Here is a 17,688-nt window from a genome sequence, read left to right as displayed (position 1 = left end):
ATGTAGGGCATGATGAAGACGAGCATCTACCTGGACGAGCAGCGCAAGGCTGATCTTGACCGTGTGGGCGCGCTCACAGGTCGATCGCAGGCGGATCTCATTCGCGAGGGGATCGACCAGGTGATCCACGACCATCTGCGCACACGCCCGAAGATGAAGGGGCGACTGCGGCAGCACGGCCTGACCCGCCGTGTCGACGAGCTCATGGATGGCTTCGGCGAGTGATCGTCGTCGCCGACACCGGAGGGATCGTCGCGGCCATGGATCCGGGCGAGCCACAGCACGACCAGTTCCGGGAGACGCTCGAGTCGGCCAGAGTCGCGGTCGTTACACCGCTGGTGATCGCCGAGGTCCACTACCTGTTGAGCGCTGCAGGCGAGCACCTGGCGGCGAGCGACTTCCTGGAGAACGTCACGGACGGCTTCTTCGAGGTGGCAGACCCGCGACCGGAGGACTACGGCACCGCGAGGGCTCTTATCAAGAAGTACGAGGGGACGATGCAGCGCAAGCGTCGCAAGCCCGGGTCCTTGGACCTCGCGGATGCCATGAACGTGGTCGTGGCCGGTTCCTTGGGGACCAACCTGGTCGTTGCGACCGATCAGGACTACCGCGTGGTGAGCCCGCTCAGCGGACACGAGTACTTCGCGATCCTTCCGGCAGACGGCGAGCACGTCTGAGCGTCCGATCGGACGGGCCGCTCAGAGCTGAGCCGCGAAGCGCTCCACGGCTCCGGTGACACGCGCGAGGATCTCGTGCGACCGGCGCCAGTCGCCCACCTCGAGCGAGTGGTCCACGCCGTCGACCTCCAGCACCTCCGTGTCCGGGGCGGTCACGACACCGCCGTCCCACAGCGGGTCCGCCGTGCCGCCGGCGAGCAGCGCCGGCGCCCTCCCGGCGGCGATCGCGGCCCGGACCGGCTCGGACGCGTGGCCGGTGAGCACCGGCGTCAGCCAGACCCCCGGGAGGCCGAGGTCCACCGCGACCGGCAGGGCGAACGAGCCGAGCGACTTGGCGACCACGAGGTGCCGGCCGCCGTCGGGCACCGACGCGTCCTGGATCGCCTCCCCGTAGGTCCGGCGGGCCTCGCCCCAGTCCGGGGAGAGCTCGTCCCAGGCGAACGTGCGGACGGTCCAGCCGGCCGCGCGCAACGTCTTGGCGGCGTACCAGAGCAGCGGACCCTGCGCGGTGTACCCGCTGCCCGGGAGGACCGTCGCGACCCGCGCGGGGTCGCCGGCGGTCGTGCTGATCTGCCAGGTCGTCATCCCGTCACCGTAGCCTCGGCGGCCCGCCGGCGTCAGCGTCATTGACGGCGGCGGGGAGGAGGTGTCGGCGTCGGTGGCGATGTCAGTGGCCCGGCGTAGCGTCCTGTCCATGGCCGACACCGACACCGAGGTCCTGTTCACCGACGTCGCGGCATGGCGCGCGTGGCTCGACGAGAACGAGGAGACGTCGGACGGCGTCTGGCTGATCCTCGCGCGCAAGGGCAAGGACGCCCCGACCACCCTGACGTACGACACCGCGCTCGACGAGGCGCTGTGCAGCGGCTGGATCGACGCGCAGGGCCGCAGCCGGGACGACACGACGTCGCTCCAGCGGTTCTGCCCGCGCCGGTCGCGCAGCCGCTGGTCCGCACGGAACGTGCGCATCGTGGCCCGCCTGACCACCGAGGGGCGCATGCGACCCCGCGGCCAGCAGGAGATCGACAAGGCCAAGGCCGACGGCCGCTGGGACGTCGCGTACGAGGGCAGCAAGAACATCGAGGTCCCGCCCGACCTCGCGGAGGCGCTCGCGGCCAGCCCGCGGGCGACGGCGATGTTCGGGATCCTCACGGCGCAGAACCGGTTCGCGATCCTCTTCCGTGTCACCGGCGTCAAGAAGCCGGAGACGCGGGCGCGGAACATCGCCAAGTTCGTGGGCATGCTGGAGCGGGGCGAGACGGTCTACCCGCAGAAGCGGAAGCTGGAGGACTGACCGCGGCCGCGATCTGCCCGGGATCTGCCCTGAAAGTGTCCTTGAGATCCGCTGAGCGGCTTCACTAGGGTTCCTGGCGGCGGCGGTTCCCGCAGCGCCGAGACCGGGGAGGGGCCGTGGACAGCGAGGTCGTACTTCGGCTCGAGACGGGGGACGTGCTGGTCACCTTCGTGCCCAGCACCCCCGGGTCGCCGTCCGGCGCCGCTCGTCCCGAGCGTCCCGCCGGCCGGAGCGCGACGGCGTCCGGCGCGCTCGACGCCGTGGCCGCGCGCCTCGCCGCCGACGGCGCCAGCGTGCACCCGGGCCTCGAGGCGCTGCTCGGCCTGCCGGAGGCGGCCCTCCTGCTGCACACGCTGGAGACGTACCTGGAGCTCGCGGGCAGTGCGCGGGCGACGGCGGCGGCGTTGCATCTGCACCGCACCTCGCTGTACTACCGGCTCCAGCGGGTCGAGCAGCTCGCCGGCACCGACCTCAAGGACGGCACCGAGCGGCTCGCCCTGCACCTGGCGCTCCGGGTCGCCCGGGCGGCGGGCCGGCTCCCCGACCAGGCGGCCGCGCCGGGCGCGTAGCCGGTCCGGCCCGTCACCGCACCGGCACGACGGCACCGGCACGACGGCACCGGCACGTCACCGCACCGCCAGCTCCGCGATGGTGGCACCGAGCTCGCGGCCCGTGACCCCCTCGGGCCAGCCCCGCAGCAGGCCGCCGTCCTTGCCGACCAGGGCCACCAGCGGCGCCTCGGCGACCGCGTACCTGAGCCACGCGTCGCCGGTCGGGTCCACCGCCACGGGATAGGTGATGTCGTTCTCCTCGACGTAGGCGGCGACGTCGCCAGGGTCCGAGAGGTTCGCGACGCCCAGGAACAGCACCTGGTCCTCGTACTCCTCGACCACGTCGTTGATCGGCCCCTGCTGGCCCGTGCAGCGGGTGCACCAGCTCTCGAAGAACACGAGGACGACGGGGCGTTCCGCCCACTGCTCGGCCAGGTCCAGCGTGGTGCCGTCGGTCAGCTCCAGGGTGAGCGGGGGCGCCGGAGGCGCGTCGTCGGGCGCGAGCCGGAACTCCACGCCCGCGGGGACCGGCCCCGGCAGCTGCCCGCGCGGGGTCCCGGCGCAGCCGGCGAGGGCACCGATCACCAGCCCGGTCGCGAGCAGCGCCGCGAGGGCGCGCCTCACCGCAGCACCGCCTCGGGTGCGTCGTCGAGGGCGGGGTTGGGCTCGATCGGCACGGGGCCGTGGCCGTCGATCGTCAGCTCGGCGTCCGCCAGGTCGACCGATGCCGGGACCTCGATCGACATGACGCACACGGTGGGCTGCCGGGCGGTGCCCAGGTCGATCGAGAAGGCCTTCTCGGCGCGGCCCTCGGGCAGCGCGCCGGCGGCGAGCACGTCGCCGTCGGCCACCAGCTCGTACGGCGCCTCCGGGTGCGCGTACCGGAAGGCACGCGCACCCGAGCACGGGTCGGCGGGTTCGCGGATGTTCGCGTCGGGCACCACGAGGCGCACGGCCTGCGTCTCCCCGCCGCCCCCGGCCCCACCCGAGCACCCGGCCACCACCCCGACCAGGCACACACCGACGGCGGCCGCCCGCAACCACTGGGCTGCCCCCGCGAGATCGGTCCGTCGCGCCGAGATCGGTCCGTCGACGGACCGATCTCGTTGCAACCGACCGACCTCGCCGCGCCCGCCCTTCCAGAGAGAGCCCAACGAGCTCACCCCGCGTCCCGCAGGTCGCCGGCCGCCGCGGCCAGCGCCGCGGCGGCGAGGTTGCGCTGCCCGACGTCGGCCAGGCCCGCGGCGTCCTGCGCGAACCGGGCCAGCGCCGCGTCCGCCGCGCCGCCGTGCTCGTGGCCCGCGACGCGGAGCACCGCCGTCAGCCGCTGCGCCTCGGCGCGGGTGAGCACGCCGCGCTCCCGGTAGTCCTCCACCAGGCGGGACAACGAGTGCACCGTCGGAGCCTGAGCGCGCAGCGGCACGCGCACCGTGCTCGACACGGACGGGTCGGACTCGCTGGTGACGGTGAGCGTCAGGGTCGCGGAGCGCGCCGCGCCGTCCGACGCCGTCGCCCAGGCCGACACGGGCAGCGTGCCGCCCGCCTCGACGGCCGTCACCTCGTACGGCAGCGCCACGTCCCAGCCGCGGCCCCGCACGGACGCCGAGACCCGGTACACGTCGGAGCCGTGCACGCCCTCGCCGGCCTCGCCCGGGTTCCGCAGCGGCACGTTCACCAGGGTGGTGCCGGCGCCCACGGGGTGCTGCTCGGCGCGGCCGAGCCGCGCCCCGCGCTCGAACGCGCCCGAGGCCTGACGGTTGCGCACGGCGACGTCGTAGGTGAGCGTGCCGGAGGCGTCGCGGGCGGCGTCCAGCACGTACACGTGCAGGTCGTTCGGCTCGTCCACGTACTCGAAGGAGCTGCCCGAGCCGGTGCCCGCGTGGAACGTCGCGTCGTCGAGCTGGCGAGGGTCGCCGCGCACCACGGGGACAGGCGTGCCGTCCGGCCGGTAGTAGTCGATGCGGCCGATGTCCGCGGGGTTGGCGTCGACGATCCACTCCCGCGGGGTGCTCCGGGGCTGGTTCTGGGCCAGCAGGACGCCGTGGCCGGCGGTGAACGAGTCGTTGCCCACCCGGTCCACGACCTCCATCGTGTAGTCGGTCCAGGCCGTGCCGTCCGGGCACCAGAAGTCGGTGTCCTCCGGCACGTCCACGGCGCACTGGCCCGCGGTGTACCCGCCGTCGAGCGCGACCTCCAGGCCCACCTTGCCGGCGCCGCCCTGCGAGGCCGGCACCGCCGAGCGGGCCTGCAGCGTGGCGACCGCCACGCCCTGCTCCGCGAGCTCCGACCGGGTCAGCAGCACCTGGTCCTCCTCGGTGAGCACGCCGAGGTCCTGCTTGAAGTGGAGCATGTGGTGCGGCCCGAGGGCGGAGCCGCCCGCGTTCGGGATCTGCCACCGGTTGTGGGTGCCGCCCGGCCCGTTGAAGGAGCCGCGGCTCATCATCTCCCAGTAGCCGGTGTAGGCGCGGGTGTTGTCGGCGAACGGGTTGTTGTAGTTGTCCGGGAGGCTGCGCAGGTGGCTGAACTCGTGCGCGAACACGCTGAGGCCGGAGCTCTCCGCCTGCGTCGAGGTGCCGCCGCTCGCGTTGGGCCAGTGGTTGGCCGCCGACTGCCAGGACGTCCATTCCACGTACCGGGTGTGCGCCCAGTTCGGCATCGGGTCGCCGTTCTGGTCCAGGGGCGCCTCGCCGTCCGGGCCGCGCGGCGGGCCCAGCGCATCCGGCACGTCGTCGGGCGACTCGAACATCATCTGCCCGAACTCCTCCCATGTGGAGGTCTCGTCGTGCCCCGCCGTGACCCAGAAGGCGTTGTCGAAGCCGCAGAGCTGCTCCGCGCACCCGCCCAGGTCCTCGTGCCAGGCCGCGAACCCGGCCTGCCGGATGTTCTTGCCGCACTCGTCGCCCTGCGGGCAGAACTCCTCGACGGGCGCGTTGAACGACGCGTCGTAGCCGTACTCGTGCAGCTTGCCCGGCAGCTCGTACGGCCCGAACACCTCGACGTCGACGCCGATCCGACCGTGGCTGTCCTCCATCCAGTACCCGTGCAGGGTCTGGCCGCCGTTGTACTCGTTCGGGGTGGCGTAGTAGTCGTAGAACCACTGGTTGACGTCCTCGGGCGCGACCGGCTGGAACCCGCTCGCGGGGTTGCCGAAGGGGTGCGACTGCGGGTCCTGCGTGATGAGGAACGGCTGGTCCTCGAACTCCAGCAGGATCACCGCCGTCCGGTACTGCACGTCGCTGCCCGACGAGGTCTCCGCCGAGTCCCACTCCGCCGGACGCACCGGCGTGTAGTCCTCCCAGGTCATCTCCGCCTGGTCGGTCCAGTCCTGCGGGTCCGGCGCAGCGACCGGGCTGCCCGACGCCGGACCGGTCGCCTCCGCGGTCGACGTCGCCCCCGCCAGCGGCAGGGTGAGCGGGACGGCGAGCGCGGCGGCGGCCGCGACGGCCACCGTGCGCCGGACGGCTCTGCTGCTGGTCCGGCCGCTGGTCGTGCTGGTCGGTGCCGGTCGTGTGCCTCGTCGGAGCCTCATGCGGGTCGCCCTCCCGATCGTCCGTGGCACGACCCGGACCGGGCCGTGCCGCGAGGCTACGAGGGCCCGCGCGCGGCGTCATCGGTCAGGTGTCGGGCGTTGCCTCCGACATCTGTCGGATCCGTGTGCGCCCGGTGCACCTTCCGTGCGGCGCGTGAACGCGCCTGCCGGGTGTCGGTGTGCTCCCCTAGGGTGTTGTCCGTGCCGCAGACCGAGGAGACAAGCGTGACGTCGAGCCAGACCACAGCGCCGCCCCGCACCGACGAGTCGGGTGCCGTCCCGCCGGCCATCCGGGCCGCCGCCTCCTGGTCGTGGCGCATGCTGCTGATCGGCGCGTTCGTCGCGGCGGTCCTGTGGCTGCTCGCGCTGCTCAAGACGATCGTGGTCCCGGTGGCGGTCGCGCTGCTGCTGACGATCATGCTGACGCCGGTGCGGCGCGTGCTCAACGAACGGCTCCGGGTCCCGCGGGGGCTGTCCGCGGGGCTCTCCCTGATCGGCCTGATCCTGGTCGTCGCGGGCCTGATCACGCTGGCGGGGCAGTCGATCGCGAACGGCTTCGCCGACCTGCGCACGCAGGCCATCAGCGGGTTCAACGAGCTGTGGTCGCAGCTCTCGGCCACGTTCGGGCTCGAGAACGAGCTGGAGAGCTACAGCAAGGACATCCTCGACCAGCTCGAGGCGCAGCAGGGCGCGATCGTGAGCGGCGCCCTGGGTGCCGCGGCGACCGCGGGCAGCGTGCTGGTGGGCGCCCTGATCGCGCTGTTCTGCACCTTCTTCTTCCTGTACGACTCGCGCGGCATCTGGGGCTGGATCGTCGGGCTGCTCCCGCTGTCCGCCCGCGAGCGGGTCAACCAGGCCGGGCGCCGCGGCGCCGTCACGCTCGCCGCCTACACCCGCACGCAGATCCTCGTCGCGGCCGTGGACGCCGTCGGCATCGGCATCGGCGCGGTGTTCTTCGTCCCGTCGCTCGCGCTGCCGATCGCCATCCTGGTGTTCGTCGGCTCGTTCGTGCCCGTGGTCGGTGCCATCGTGACCGGCGCGATCGCCGTCGTCGTCGTGCTCGTCTCGAACGGCTGGGTCGCGGCGCTCATCATGCTCGGCGTGGTGCTGCTGGTGCAGCAGATCGAGTCGCACGCGCTCCAGCCGTTCCTCATGGGCCAGGCCGTCTCGCTGCACCCCGTCGCGGTGATCCTCGCGGTGGCCGCCGGGTCGCTGGCGGCCGGCATCGTCGGCGCCCTGTTCGCCGTGCCGCTCGCGGCGCTCCTGAACACCGTGATCCTCTACCTCAACGGGCACGACAAGTTCCCCGAGCTCGGCGACGAGGACGCGCTACCGATCAGATGGCGCGCCGCCGACGCGCCGCCCATCCCGCTCCGGCTGCGGCGCAGCCCCGGCGTGGTGGCCGAGAACGCCGTCGAGGACGTCTCGACCGACGCAGCGCCGGCCGCCCCGGAGGGTGATCCGAAGCTCTGAACGTGCATCTGGCGGCGCAGTCGGGCAACATGCGCGCTGTGCCACTGGATCCGTTCGACCTGGAGTCCTACGGCGGTCACCTCACGGTGTCCGCCGACGACGCCCGGGCTGCCGCCGAGCTTCTCGACGGCGTCATCACCCGTACCCCCGTGACCGAGAGCCGCGCGCTCTCGACGATCGCCGGGACGAAGGTGCTGCTCAAGTGCGAGAACTTGCAGCGCGCCGGCTCGTTCAAGGTGCGCGGCGCCTACGTGCGGCTCGCGCGCCTGTCGCCCGAGGAGCGCGAGCGCGGCGTCGTCGCGGCCTCCGCCGGCAACCACGCGCAGGGCGTGGCGCTCGCCGCGAGCATGCTCGGCATCGACACCGTCGTCTACATGCCCGTGGACGCCGCCCTGCCCAAGGTCGCCGCGACCCGCGGCTACGGGGCCGAGGTACGGATGGTGGGCACCTCCGTGGACGAGGCCCTCGCCGCCGCGCGGGTCGAGGCCGCCCGCTCCGGGCGGGTGCTCATCCACCCGTTCGACCACGTCGACGTCGTGGCCGGCCAGGGCACCGTCGCCCTGGAGATCCTGGAGCAGGTGCCCGACGTCGCCACCGTCGTCGTGCCGCTGGGCGGCGGCGGGCTGGTCGCCGGGATCGCGGCCGTGCTGGCCGAGGCCGCGCCGCACGTCAAGGTCGTGGGCGTGCAGGCGGCGTCGGCCGCGGCCTACCCCGGCTCGCTGAAGGCCGGCAAGCCGATGGCGGGCAAGCTCGGCGCCACCATGGCTGACGGCATCGCGGTCGGCCTGCCGGGCGACGTGCCGTTCGGGATCGTGCAGAAGGAGGGCGTCGAGGTCCGCACGGTCACCGAGGACCAGCTCTCGCGCGCCCTGCTCGCGGTGCTGGAGCGCTCCAAGCTGATGGTCGAGCCGGCCGGCGCCGCCGGAGTCGCCGGGATCATGGCCGCCGGGCCGGGCGTCTTCCGGGGGCCGGTCGTCGCGGTGCTGTCGGGCGGAAACATCGACCCGCTCGTGCTGCTCCGCGTGGTGCAGCACGGCCTGGTCGCCGCGGGGCGATACCTGAAGCTGCAGGTGCGGCTGATGGACAAGCCCGGCGCGCTCGCGCGGCTCGTGGAGACCATCGCCGCCGCCGGCGCCAACATCGTGGCCGTGGACCACACGCGCACCGACGTCTCGCTCTCGGTGTCCGAGGTGTCGGTCAACCTGCAGCTCGAGACCAAGGGCGAGGAGCACCGGTCCGCCGTCGTGGAGCGGCTGGAGTCCGAGGGGTACGAGGTCGCCGCGTTCTGACCCGTGATCTGACCTGAATCTTGATCGGGTCCGGGTGTCGTGCGGGCGTGCTCCCGTTCGTCGTCAGGGTGACGCGGCCGACCGGCCGCGCCACCATGTGACCGGGGACCACCCCCGGAAGGGAGCACGCCATGCGTTATCTCATGCTCGTCCTGTCCACTCCCGACGCCCCGGCCGAGGCGGAGAACGTGCCCGAGATCGAGGACTGGGTGCGCGACACCTACGGCACCGGCCGCGCCGTGCTCGGCGACCGGCTGCGCCCGCCCGCGGACGCCGTGGGCGTTCAGGTCCGCACCGGCGAGGTGATCGTCACCGACGGCCCGTTCTCCGAGACCAAGGAGGTCATCGCGGGCTTCGACGTGCTCGACGCCCCCGACCTCGACGAGGCCATCCGGATCGCCGCCGCCCACCCGATGGCGCACACGGGCGCGATCGAGCTGCGCCCCTTCTGGCCGCTCGAGCTGGACCAGGCCTGAGGGAGCACCCGTGCGCTACCTGATGCTCACGATCGAGCCTGACGTCCCCGACCGCGGCCCGACACCGGACCTCGACCGCTGGGTGGCCGACCACGACGCGTCGGGCACCCGCGTGACCGGCTCGCGCCTCCGGCCCGCCGCCGACACGCGGCGGGTCACCGTGCGGGACGGCCGGTCCATCGTGACCGACGGCCCGTTCACGGAGTCGAAGGAGGTCATCGGCGGCTTCGACATCATCGAGGCGCCCGACCTGGACGCGGCGCTGGCGATCGCGGCGTCCTACCCCGGGGCCCGCGACGGCCTGGTGGAGGTCCACCCTTACTGGCCGGTCGAGGGGCCGGTCGACGGGCCGGTCGACGACGAGCCGCCCGGGGCATGAGCACCGCCGACGCGTCCGTGGGCGACGCGGTCTCCGCAGCCTTCCGGGACGAGTGGGCCCGGGTGCTCGCCGCCGTCGCGCGCAGCACGGGTGATCTCGACCTCGCGGAGGACTGCGCGCAGGAGGCGTTCGCGGTGGCGCTGCGGACGTGGGAGCGCGACGGCGTCCCGGACCGCCCCGGCGCCTGGCTCACCACGACGGCCCGCAACCGTGCGCTGGACCGGCTGCGGCGCCGCAAGGTGGAGGGGGAGAAGACCGCCACCGCGGCCCGGCTCGCCTACCGGGCCGGCGGGGTGCCCGGGGTCGACGACGCCGCGGCCGAGCCCGACCCGGTGGGCGACGCCGCGGTGAGCACGCTGGACGGCGCGGCGTGGGACGCCGTCGGGCCGGACGAGCCCGACGGCGACCTGCTGCGCCTGGTCTTCACCTGCTGCCACCCTGCGCTGCCGCTGGAGGGCCGCGTGGCGCTCACGCTGCGCTCCCTCACCGGCATGACGACGGCGCAGGTCGCGCGGGCCTTCCTCGTGCCGGAGTCCACCATGGCCCAGCGCCTGACCCGGACCAAGCGCAAGATCCGCAGCACGGGCATCGCGTTCCGGGTGCCGCCGCCCGAGCTGCTGCACGAGCGCGTCTCCGCGGTGCTCGCCGTGCTGTACGTGCTGTTCACCGAGGGCTACGACGCGTGGGCCGAGCCCGCGGACGACGTCGCGGGGGCCGCCGCCCGCCGGGCGCTGGCCGACGACGCCGTGCGGGTGGCCCGGCTCGTCGCCCGCCTGCTGCCCGACGAGCCCGAGGCCCGCGGCCTCCTCGCCCTCCTGCTGCTCCAGCACGCGCGGCGGGCGGCGCGGCTGGGGCCGGTCGCGGCGGCCGGCACCGCGGCCGGCACGCCGCCCGGCACTTCGAACGGCACGACCTCCGGCACCGTGCCCCGCACGCTGGAGGAGCAGGACCGCTTGCTCTGGCGGCAGGACGAGACCGCCGAGGGGCTCGCGGTGCTCGACGACGCGCTCGCGGTACGGCGTCCGGGGCCATACCAGGTGCAGGCGGCGATCGCGGCGCTGCACGCGCGGGCGGCGTCCGCCGACGAGACCGACTGGGCCGAGATCGCCGCGCTCTACGACGTGCTGCTGGACATGACGCGCTCGCCGGTGGTGGCGCTCAACCGGGCGGTCGCGGTGGGGATGCTGCGCGGGCCCGAGGCGGGCCTGGCCGAGCTGGACGCCGTGGCGTCCGCGCCCGAGCTGGCGGCCTACCACCTGCTCCCGGCGGTGCGGGCCGACCTGCTGCGGCGCGCGGGCCGGCCGGACGAGGCCGCCGTCCAGTACGAGCAGGCGCTCGGTCAGGTGGACCGGGAGGGGGACCGCCGGCTCCTGAGCCGGCGGCTCGCGGAGCTCGCAGACGCGGAGCCGGCAGCCGCCGAGCCCGCAGACGCCGACGGGCCCGCCTGACGCTCGTCCCACCGTGCGGTGGGCGGACGCCGGGCGGGCCCGTCGGACTGCCGGGATCAGCCCTGGAAGGGCTTGGCCCCCGTGATCTCCACGGGGATGTCGTTCCCGTTGGGTGCGTGGTAGCTCGTCTTCGCGCCGATCGACTTGCCGTCGATGGCGGCGCCCAGGGGCGACGTCGGCGAGTAGACGTCGAGGTCCGTGGACCCGGCCATCTCGCGCGACCCGAAGAGGAAGTTCATCTCGTCGCCGGCGACGATAGCGGTCACGACCATGCCCGGCTCGACCTTGCCGTCGTCCGCCGGCGTGCCGACGTGGACGTTACGAAGCTTTTCGGTGAGCTCGAGGATGCGTGCCTCGTTCTTCGCCTGCTCCTCGCGTGCGGCGTGATATCCGCCGTTCTCCTTGAGGTCGCCCTCGTCTCGGGCAGCAGCGATGCGCTCGGTGATCTCCGACCGGTAAGGGCCGGAGAGATGCTCCAGCTCAGCCTTGAGCTTGTCGTGCGCCTCCTGGGTGAGCCAGGTGACAGAAGCGTCGGCCACGGGGGCTCTCCTTTCGTCGTTGCTCGTTCGAGCCACAGTTTTGGCAGCGCGCAGATCCCGGCCGACGAAGCGGATCGGGCACGCGCGTCAGCCGGTCAACACAGCGTGTGAAACGACGAGAATACCAATTGCCGGGAAAGACATGCCAAGACATTCCCCGGTTCCGCTCTGAGCGGACGGTGTATCTATTTCCGAGGGCGAACTCTCAGCGCAGGTCACAGTGGTCGACGAGGCCCGTCGTGGCGAGCTCCGTCGTGGCGATCGTCACCACGTGGCGGGTGGTGCGCGCCTCCTCCGGACCCACCTCGACGTCGACCGCGCCGACCTCCGCGAAGTTCCGGGCGAGGGCGGTCACGGTGCACACGGCCTCGGTCCCCGGCGGCATGCTGACGTCGAACGTCACCTCGACCTTCTCCGGGCTCGCCACGGAGAAGCCGACGTCGACGAAGCTGACCGGGTCGCGCTGCGTGTCGACGATCGTGAACCACGCCGCGATCGCGACACCCGCGGCCAGCGCCAGGGCCACGGCGATCCGCGCGCCGACCGACAGCTTGGGCCGCGGGCGGACGCCGTCGGCCTCGTCCCACGGGTCGTCCTGCCCGGCACGCACGGCGGCCTGCCGCGTGCCGGTCCTCCCGCGGCCGTAGCGCGCGGCGAGGTCCGGCGCCGGCTCGTTCGGGTCGCCGGTGGGGACGGCTGGGTCTTGGTCGTTCATCACAGCTCGCTCGGATCGGGGGTGTCGGTGGTTCGTAGCAAGATTGTCCGTGGACCATCATGGTCCATGAGAGTGATTGTCTCTCAGACGCTCCGACTCTCAGACCCAGACCCAGTCCCTGCCCCACAGGAGGACCCAGTGTCCGTACCCGAGCGCGAGCCGCTCCGTCTGATGGCGGTGCACGCGCACCCTGACGACGAGTCGAGCAAGGGGGCCGCGACGACGGCCCGCTATGCCGCAGAGGGGGTGGAGGTCCTCGTCGTGACGTGCACCGGGGGCGAACGGGGCGACATCCTGAACCCGTCGTTCGAGGTGCCCGAGGGGCACGAGTTCGAGTCGATCGAGGGCCGTCGGGCCGTGCGTCGCCTGGAGATGGCCCGGGCCGCCGAGGCGCTGGGCGTGCGTCAGCAGTGGCTGGGCTTCGTCGACTCCGGCCTGCCGGAGGGCGACCCGCTGCCGCCGCTGCCCGAGGGCTGCTTCGGGCTGGTCCCGCTGGAAGAGGCCGCGGAGCCGCTGGTGCGGGCCGTGCGCGAGTTCCGGCCGCACGTCATCACCACCTACGACCCGTCCGGCGGCTACCCCCACCCGGACCACATCAAGTGCCACGAGGTGTCGTTCGAGGCCTTCGCCGCGGCCGGCGACCCGGACCGCTACCCCGGGACGGGCGAGCCGTGGGAGCCGCTCAAGCTGTACTACAACCACGGGTTCTCGATGAAGCGCATCCGCGCGGTGCACGAGGCCATCGAGGGCGCCGGGCTGGAGTCGCCGTTCGGCGAGTGGGTCGAGTCGCGCGACGCGCGCGAGATCCCCGAGCGCACCGTGACCACGCTGGTGCCGGTCGCCGACTACTTCCCGAACCGCGACGCCGCGCTGACGGCGCACGCCTCGCAGATCGACCCCACCGGGTTCTTCTTCGCGGTGCCGCGCGACCTCGAGGTCGACGTCTGGCCCTGGGACGAGTACGAGCTCGCCGAGTCGCGCGTCCCGCTGCCGGAGCGCGCTCCGGGCGAGTACGAGGAAGACCTGTTCGAGGGTGTCCGGTCGGAGGTGCACGCATGAGCCCCCTGTTCGCCGGCGCGCTCGCGCTCGCCACCGAACCGTCGCCCAACCCCACCGAGGGCCAGCTCCGCCCCGGGCTGGAGTCGTGGCAGGTCTCGCCCGGCCTGGTCGGCTTCCTCGTGACGTTCGCGCTGGCCCTCGCGTGCGTGCTGCTCTTCCTCAACATGAGCAAGCACCTGCGCCGGGCCGGGCACAACGCCCGCCAGCAGGGGCTGCCGGTGCCCGAGCCGGAGGTCATCAGCTTCAGCCGTCCGGGCGAGGGCGGCGCGGCGGGCGAGGGCGACGGCCCGGACGCCGGGACCGGCGGCGCCTCGACGCCGGACGGCGACGGCGCTCCCGGCGCCGACGGCGCCGGGAGCGGCAGGACCAAGGGCGGCGGCGGCTCCGTTGGCTGACCCGGCCGGCGCCGTCCGCGTGACCGTCGGCCAGGTCGCGGTCTCGGACGACCACGCGGCCAACCGCCAGACGGTGGCCGACGCGTTCCAGGTCGCCGACCGGGTCGGGTCCGACCTGCTCGTGCTCCCGGAGTACGCGTCGGCCTACGACCCCCGCGGGGTCGGGCCGGAGCACGCCGAGCCGCTCGACGGCCCGTTCGTCACGCTCCTGCGGGACCGGGCGCGCAAGCACGGGATCGCCGTGATCGCCGGCGTCACCCTGCCGGGCTCCGACGGCGTCCGCGCGGCGAACGCCCTGGTGGTGGTCGACGGCGCGGGCGAGCTCGCCGGGGTCTACCGCAAGGTGCACCTGTACGACGCGTTCGGCTACCAGGAGTCGGAGCTGCTCGAACCGGGCCCCGCGGACGCCGACCCGGTCACGCTGCGCCTGGGCGGACTCACCTTCGGCGTGCTGACCTGCTACGACCTGCGGTTCCCCGAGTCCGCGCGCCGCGTGGTCGACGCCGGGGCGGACGTCCTGGTGTACCCGGCGGCCTGGGTCGCCGGCCCGCTCAAGGCGGACCACTGGCGCACGCTGCTGACGGCCCGGGCCATCGAGAACACCGCGGTGGTCATCGGCGTCGGCATGACGGGCAAGGGCGTCACGGGCCGCACGCTGCTCGCGGGTCCGGACGGCGTCGTCGGGCTGGAGATGGGCGAGGAGCAGGCCTACCGGACGGTCGACCTGGACCCCGCGCCGCTCGCCGAGGTGCGCAGGGCCAACCCGTCGCTGGCGAACCGCCGGTACACGGTCGTCCCCACCGGCGCCTGAGCGCCTTCGGACAGCGCCGAATGTCGTGGGCAGGCGCCGGCCGCACGAGCACCATGGCTCCATCCGTCGTCGGAGGGAGAGGGTCATGGTGGTCGCCCGGAGGTTCTCGTCGAGCGTTCGCGCACTCGCGTCGGCGGCGCTCGCCCTCGGCGTGGCCGGTGGCGCGGTGACGCCGGCCGCCGCCGTCGCACGGCCCGGTGCGGCCGACGCCGGCGGGCCCGCCCGGCCCGTGCCCGTCGTCTACGACTCTGACCTGGACTTCGACGACGCCGCGACCCTGCTGTACCTCTGCCAGGCCGACAAGCGCGGGCTGATCGACCTGCGCGCCGTCACGGTCGTGAACAACGGCGTGGGCACGCCGGGGCGCTCGCTCACCCACGCGCGCACCATCCTGGCCGACTGCGGCCTGCCCGACGTGCCGGTCGCGGACGGGTCGCCGGAGTGGGTCAACGAGCCGCCGCCGGAGGCGCGCGAGCTGTTCGAGCAGGTCCTGTCGGGCGCCCTCGGCGACGCGGACGTCCCGGACGTGCCGGGGCCGACGTCGGCCGCAGATCTCATCGCGGCCACCGTCCGCGCCTCGCGGGCGCCGGTGACGGTGCTGGCCACGGGCCCGCTCAGCAACGTGTCGGCGGCGCTGGACCGGATGGGCCCGCGCACGCTGCGCGACCGCCTGGGCCGCGTCGTCGTCATGGGCGGGGCCTTCGACGTGGGCGGCAACCTGTTCGGCTCGACCACCGCCGGGTTCGACAACACCCAGGAGGTCAACATGTGGATCGACCCGCCCGCGGCCGACCACGTGTTCGCCACCGTGCCCCGCGCCCGGGTGAGCATCGTCGGGCTGGACGCGACGAACCACGTGCCGATCACGCCCGCCTTCGTGGACGCACTGGGCGCCGGGGCCGAGACGTACGAGGCGCGCACGGTGCACGCCATCGTGACGCAGCCGGGCATGCCGGAGCTGATCGGGCAGGGGGTCATGTTCTGGTGGGACGCCCTGGCTGCCGTGTCGCTCGTGACCGGGGAGGGTGTCGACTACCGGGTGCGGCCGGTCGACGTCGTGCGCGACGGGCCGTCGTCGGGCCGCACGGTGAGCGTCCCGGGCGGGACGCTCCAGCACGTGGGCACGACGGCGGACGGCGAGCTCTTCGAGGAGCTGTTCCGCGAGGGCCTGAACGGCACCGCGGCCGACGATCAGATGGCGAGGTTGGCCAGGTAGATCGCGACCACGTGGCAGGCGAACCCGAGCACGGTGAACACGTGGAAGATCTCGTGGAACCCGAACCAGGCGGGGCTCGGGTCCGGCTTCTTGGTGCCGTAGACGATCGCCCCGGCGGTGTAGGCCACGCCGCCCGCGGCGATGAGCCACACGACCGCCGGCCCGCCGGTGGCCCAGAACTGGCCCATGTAGGCGACGGCGACCCAGCCGAGCGCCAGGTAGACCGGCACGTAGACCCAGCGGGGCGCGTTCAGCCAGAAGACGCGGGCCAGCAGCCCGACCAGCGCGCCGCTCCACACGATGGCCAGCAGCACGGTGCCCTGGCCCGGGGGCAGGAGCAGCACCGCGAGCGGGGTGTAGGTCCCGGCGATGATCAGGAAGATGTTCGTGTGGTCGAGCCGGCGCAGCACCGCCTCGGTCCGGGGGGACCAGTTGCCGCGGTGGTACACGGCGGAGACGCCGAACAGCAGGCAGGCGCTCAGGCCGAAGACCGACGCGGAGATCTTGCCCGCCGTCGTCGGGGCCAGGGCGATGAGCACGACGCTCGCCGCGAGGGCCAGCGGGAAGGTGCCGGCGTGGATCCAGCCGCGCAAGCGGGGCTTGACCTTCTTCTCGACCTTCTCGACGGTCGAGGACACCGAGGTGGAGATCTCCTGCAGCGTCTCCGAGACCTTGCTCGTGACCTCGTCCAGGCGACCGGCCGAACGGTCGGGCCCGTCTGCTTGCGCTACCACATGGACTCCTCACCGTCGGCGACCGGTGCCCCTCCGGGTGCCGGGACACTACCTACGGTCGCGTAACTTACTCTAGCGTAGGTTAGGTGGTCGCAGGCCGGACAGGGGCCTTGTGAAGATCCTGCGCCGGGTTGGCGGGAGTCGCCCGTCCAGTGCCCTCGAAGGGCCCGGGGCGGCAGGAACATGCGTGTGCGAGGGGTACCTTTGTCCACGTCCTGCCGGGTACGAAGCCCAGCGTCAGAGCTGCCGTCCGGACCGCGCACCGCGGGTCCGACGGCCCGATCCCCTGAGGTATCCGTGCGCCTGCCCAGCCCGCTGTACCGCCTCTACGAGCGACGCCTGGCGTCCGCCCTGCACGGCGCCACGCTGCCCCGGCACATCGGCGTGATGCTCGACGGCAACCGCCGCTGGGCACGCTCGTTCGGTGAGACGGCGGCGACGGGACACCGTCGCGGCGCCGACAAGATCACCGAGTTCCTCGGCTGGGCCGAGTCGCTGGGCATCGAGGTCGTCACGCTGTGGATGCTCTCCACCGACAACCTGAGCCGGTCGGCGGACGAGCTGAGCAACCTGCTGGACATCATCGAGGACGCCGTCTCCGACCTCTCCGAGTCCGGCCGCTGGCGCCTGCGCGTCATCGGGCGCCTCGACCTGCTCCCCGCGCGGCTGGCCGCCGCCCTGCGCGCCGCCGCCGACCGCACCGCCGGGGTCAAGGGCCTCCAGGTCAACGTCGCCATCGGGTACGGCGGCCGTACCGAGATCGCCGACGCCGTCCGCTCCTACCTCACCGAGCGCGCGAAGGACGGGGCCACGCTCGCGGACCTCGCCGAGTCGATCGACGTCGAGCACATCGCCGAGCATCTGTACACCAAGGGGCAGCCCGACCCGGAGCTGGTCATCCGCACCTCCGGGGAGCAGCGCATCGGCGGGTTCCTCATGTGGCAGAGCCAGCACACGGAGTTCTACTTCTGCGAGGCCTACTGGCCCGCGTTCCGCCGTGTCGACTTCTTGCGCGCGCTGCGCGACTTCTCCCTCCGGGAACGCCGCCTCGGGCGGTGACCGGAGCCGTCCCGGACACGGCCCGCTACCACGTTTCGCCTGGA

The 17,688-nt window shown here is 73.4% G+C and carries 21 protein-coding genes; 14 read left to right on the top strand and 7 right to left on the bottom strand.

What is annotated here, in order from left to right; all coding sequences use genetic code 11:
- The first annotated feature begins 9 nt into the window (after positions 1–9).
- Positions 10–225 carry a hypothetical protein gene (locus ACFV9Q_RS12700; RefSeq protein WP_377231311.1) on the top strand — a complete coding sequence of 72 codons (216 nt, stop codon included), beginning with the start codon at positions 10–12 and terminating at the stop codon, positions 223–225.
- Positions 222–677: a type II toxin-antitoxin system VapC family toxin gene (locus ACFV9Q_RS12695; RefSeq protein WP_377231310.1), complete on the top strand. Its 456-nt coding sequence runs from the start codon at positions 222–224 to the stop codon at positions 675–677. The genes ACFV9Q_RS12700 and ACFV9Q_RS12695 overlap by 4 nt, the downstream gene beginning before the upstream one ends.
- Positions 678–698: 21 nt before the next feature.
- Here the strand turns inward: ACFV9Q_RS12695 and ACFV9Q_RS12690 are convergent, their stop codons facing one another.
- Complete coding sequence (locus ACFV9Q_RS12690; protein ID WP_377234705.1) at positions 699–1,262, bottom strand: hypothetical protein; 564 nt, start codon at positions 1,260–1,262, stop codon at positions 699–701.
- A gap of 109 nt (positions 1,263–1,371) precedes the next feature.
- Between ACFV9Q_RS12690 and ACFV9Q_RS12685 the strand changes: the two genes are divergently transcribed.
- Both ACFV9Q_RS12685 and ACFV9Q_RS12680 read left to right on the top strand, forming a co-directional pair.
- Positions 1,372–1,971: a YdeI family protein gene (locus ACFV9Q_RS12685; protein ID WP_377231308.1), complete on the top strand. Its 600-nt coding sequence runs from the start codon at positions 1,372–1,374 to the stop codon at positions 1,969–1,971.
- A gap of 116 nt (positions 1,972–2,087) precedes the next feature.
- The gene (locus tag ACFV9Q_RS12680; protein ID WP_377234704.1) at positions 2,088–2,540 is read left to right on the top strand and encodes a helix-turn-helix domain-containing protein; all 453 of its coding nucleotides are present in this window, start codon (positions 2,088–2,090) and stop codon (positions 2,538–2,540) included.
- Between the two features lie 57 nt (positions 2,541–2,597).
- On the opposite strand, the gene ACFV9Q_RS12675 is transcribed toward ACFV9Q_RS12680, so the two are convergent.
- Genes ACFV9Q_RS12675 through ACFV9Q_RS12665 form a run of 3 tightly spaced genes read right to left on the bottom strand, consistent with a single transcriptional unit; the run spans position 2,598 to position 6,051 of the window.
- Positions 2,598–3,146 carry a peroxiredoxin family protein gene (locus ACFV9Q_RS12675; protein WP_377234703.1) on the bottom strand — a complete coding sequence of 183 codons (549 nt, stop codon included), beginning with the start codon at positions 3,144–3,146 and terminating at the stop codon, positions 2,598–2,600.
- Positions 3,143–3,634, bottom strand: coding sequence for a hypothetical protein (locus tag ACFV9Q_RS12670; RefSeq protein ID WP_377234702.1), 492 nt, complete (start codon positions 3,632–3,634; stop codon positions 3,143–3,145). Before ACFV9Q_RS12670 ends, ACFV9Q_RS12675 begins: the two co-directional genes overlap by 4 nt.
- 47 nt (positions 3,635–3,681) lie before the next feature.
- Positions 3,682–6,051: a M6 family metalloprotease domain-containing protein gene (locus ACFV9Q_RS12665; protein WP_377234701.1), complete on the bottom strand. Its 2,370-nt coding sequence runs from the start codon at positions 6,049–6,051 to the stop codon at positions 3,682–3,684.
- A 225-nt stretch (positions 6,052–6,276) separates the two neighbouring features.
- Between ACFV9Q_RS12665 and ACFV9Q_RS12660 the strand changes: the two genes are divergently transcribed.
- From ACFV9Q_RS12660 to ACFV9Q_RS12640, 5 genes are all read left to right on the top strand, one after another.
- A complete protein-coding gene (locus tag ACFV9Q_RS12660; RefSeq protein ID WP_377234700.1) occupies positions 6,277–7,524 on the top strand; it encodes an AI-2E family transporter in 1,248 nt (415 codons plus the stop codon).
- Between the two features lie 29 nt (positions 7,525–7,553).
- On the top strand, positions 7,554–8,813 hold the full coding sequence (ilvA, locus tag ACFV9Q_RS12655) for a threonine ammonia-lyase (RefSeq protein WP_377234699.1): 1,260 nt from the start codon (positions 7,554–7,556) through the stop codon (positions 8,811–8,813).
- 131 nt (positions 8,814–8,944) lie between these two features.
- On the top strand, positions 8,945–9,289 hold the full coding sequence (locus ACFV9Q_RS12650) for a YciI family protein (RefSeq protein WP_377230226.1): 345 nt from the start codon (positions 8,945–8,947) through the stop codon (positions 9,287–9,289).
- A 10-nt stretch (positions 9,290–9,299) separates the two neighbouring features.
- The gene (locus ACFV9Q_RS12645; RefSeq protein WP_377234698.1) at positions 9,300–9,668 is read left to right on the top strand and encodes a YciI family protein; all 369 of its coding nucleotides are present in this window, start codon (positions 9,300–9,302) and stop codon (positions 9,666–9,668) included.
- Entirely contained in the window at positions 9,665–11,116 is a 1,452-nt protein-coding gene (locus tag ACFV9Q_RS12640) for an RNA polymerase sigma factor (RefSeq protein ID WP_377234697.1), read from the top strand. The genes ACFV9Q_RS12645 and ACFV9Q_RS12640 overlap by 4 nt, the downstream gene beginning before the upstream one ends.
- Before the next feature lie 56 nt (positions 11,117–11,172).
- Here the strand turns inward: ACFV9Q_RS12640 and greA are convergent, their stop codons facing one another.
- Positions 11,173–11,655, bottom strand: a complete 483-nt coding sequence (greA, locus tag ACFV9Q_RS12635; RefSeq protein WP_108495916.1) for a transcription elongation factor GreA — start codon at positions 11,653–11,655, stop codon at positions 11,173–11,175.
- Between the two features lie 205 nt (positions 11,656–11,860).
- Complete coding sequence (locus ACFV9Q_RS12630) at positions 11,861–12,370, bottom strand: DUF4307 domain-containing protein (protein ID WP_377234696.1); 510 nt, start codon at positions 12,368–12,370, stop codon at positions 11,861–11,863.
- A gap of 171 nt (positions 12,371–12,541) precedes the next feature.
- Between ACFV9Q_RS12630 and mca the strand changes: the two genes are divergently transcribed.
- The 4 genes from mca to ACFV9Q_RS12610 all read left to right on the top strand — a co-directional run bounded on the left by mca (position 12,542) and on the right by ACFV9Q_RS12610 (position 15,851).
- Positions 12,542–13,429, top strand: coding sequence for a mycothiol conjugate amidase Mca (mca, locus tag ACFV9Q_RS12625; protein ID WP_377230238.1), 888 nt, complete (start codon positions 12,542–12,544; stop codon positions 13,427–13,429).
- Positions 13,426–13,824, top strand: a complete 399-nt coding sequence (locus ACFV9Q_RS12620) for a hypothetical protein (protein ID WP_377234695.1) — start codon at positions 13,426–13,428, stop codon at positions 13,822–13,824. The genes mca and ACFV9Q_RS12620 overlap by 4 nt, the downstream gene beginning before the upstream one ends.
- Entirely contained in the window at positions 13,817–14,635 is an 819-nt protein-coding gene (locus tag ACFV9Q_RS12615) for a carbon-nitrogen hydrolase family protein (protein WP_377234694.1), read from the top strand. The genes ACFV9Q_RS12620 and ACFV9Q_RS12615 overlap by 8 nt, the downstream gene beginning before the upstream one ends.
- An 85-nt stretch (positions 14,636–14,720) precedes the next feature.
- Positions 14,721–15,851, top strand: coding sequence for a nucleoside hydrolase (locus ACFV9Q_RS12610; RefSeq protein ID WP_377234693.1), 1,131 nt, complete (start codon positions 14,721–14,723; stop codon positions 15,849–15,851).
- Here the strand turns inward: ACFV9Q_RS12610 and ACFV9Q_RS12605 are convergent.
- Positions 15,827–16,585 carry a hemolysin III family protein gene (locus ACFV9Q_RS12605; protein WP_377234692.1) on the bottom strand — a complete coding sequence of 253 codons (759 nt, stop codon included), beginning with the start codon at positions 16,583–16,585 and terminating at the stop codon, positions 15,827–15,829. The genes ACFV9Q_RS12610 and ACFV9Q_RS12605 overlap by 25 nt on opposite strands.
- A gap of 297 nt (positions 16,586–16,882) precedes the next feature.
- On the opposite strand from ACFV9Q_RS12605, the gene ACFV9Q_RS12600 reads away from it, so the two are divergent.
- Positions 16,883–17,644, top strand: coding sequence for an isoprenyl transferase (locus ACFV9Q_RS12600; RefSeq protein WP_377230233.1), 762 nt, complete (start codon positions 16,883–16,885; stop codon positions 17,642–17,644).
- The last annotated feature ends 44 nt before the right edge of the window (positions 17,645–17,688 follow it).

Source organism: Promicromonospora sp. NPDC059942, assembly GCF_042731755.1.
Lineage (GTDB): Bacteria > Actinomycetota > Actinomycetes > Actinomycetales > Cellulomonadaceae > Promicromonospora.
The sequence above is the reverse complement of the archived record's forward strand: the minus strand, read 5'-3'. Positions and strand labels throughout refer to the sequence as shown.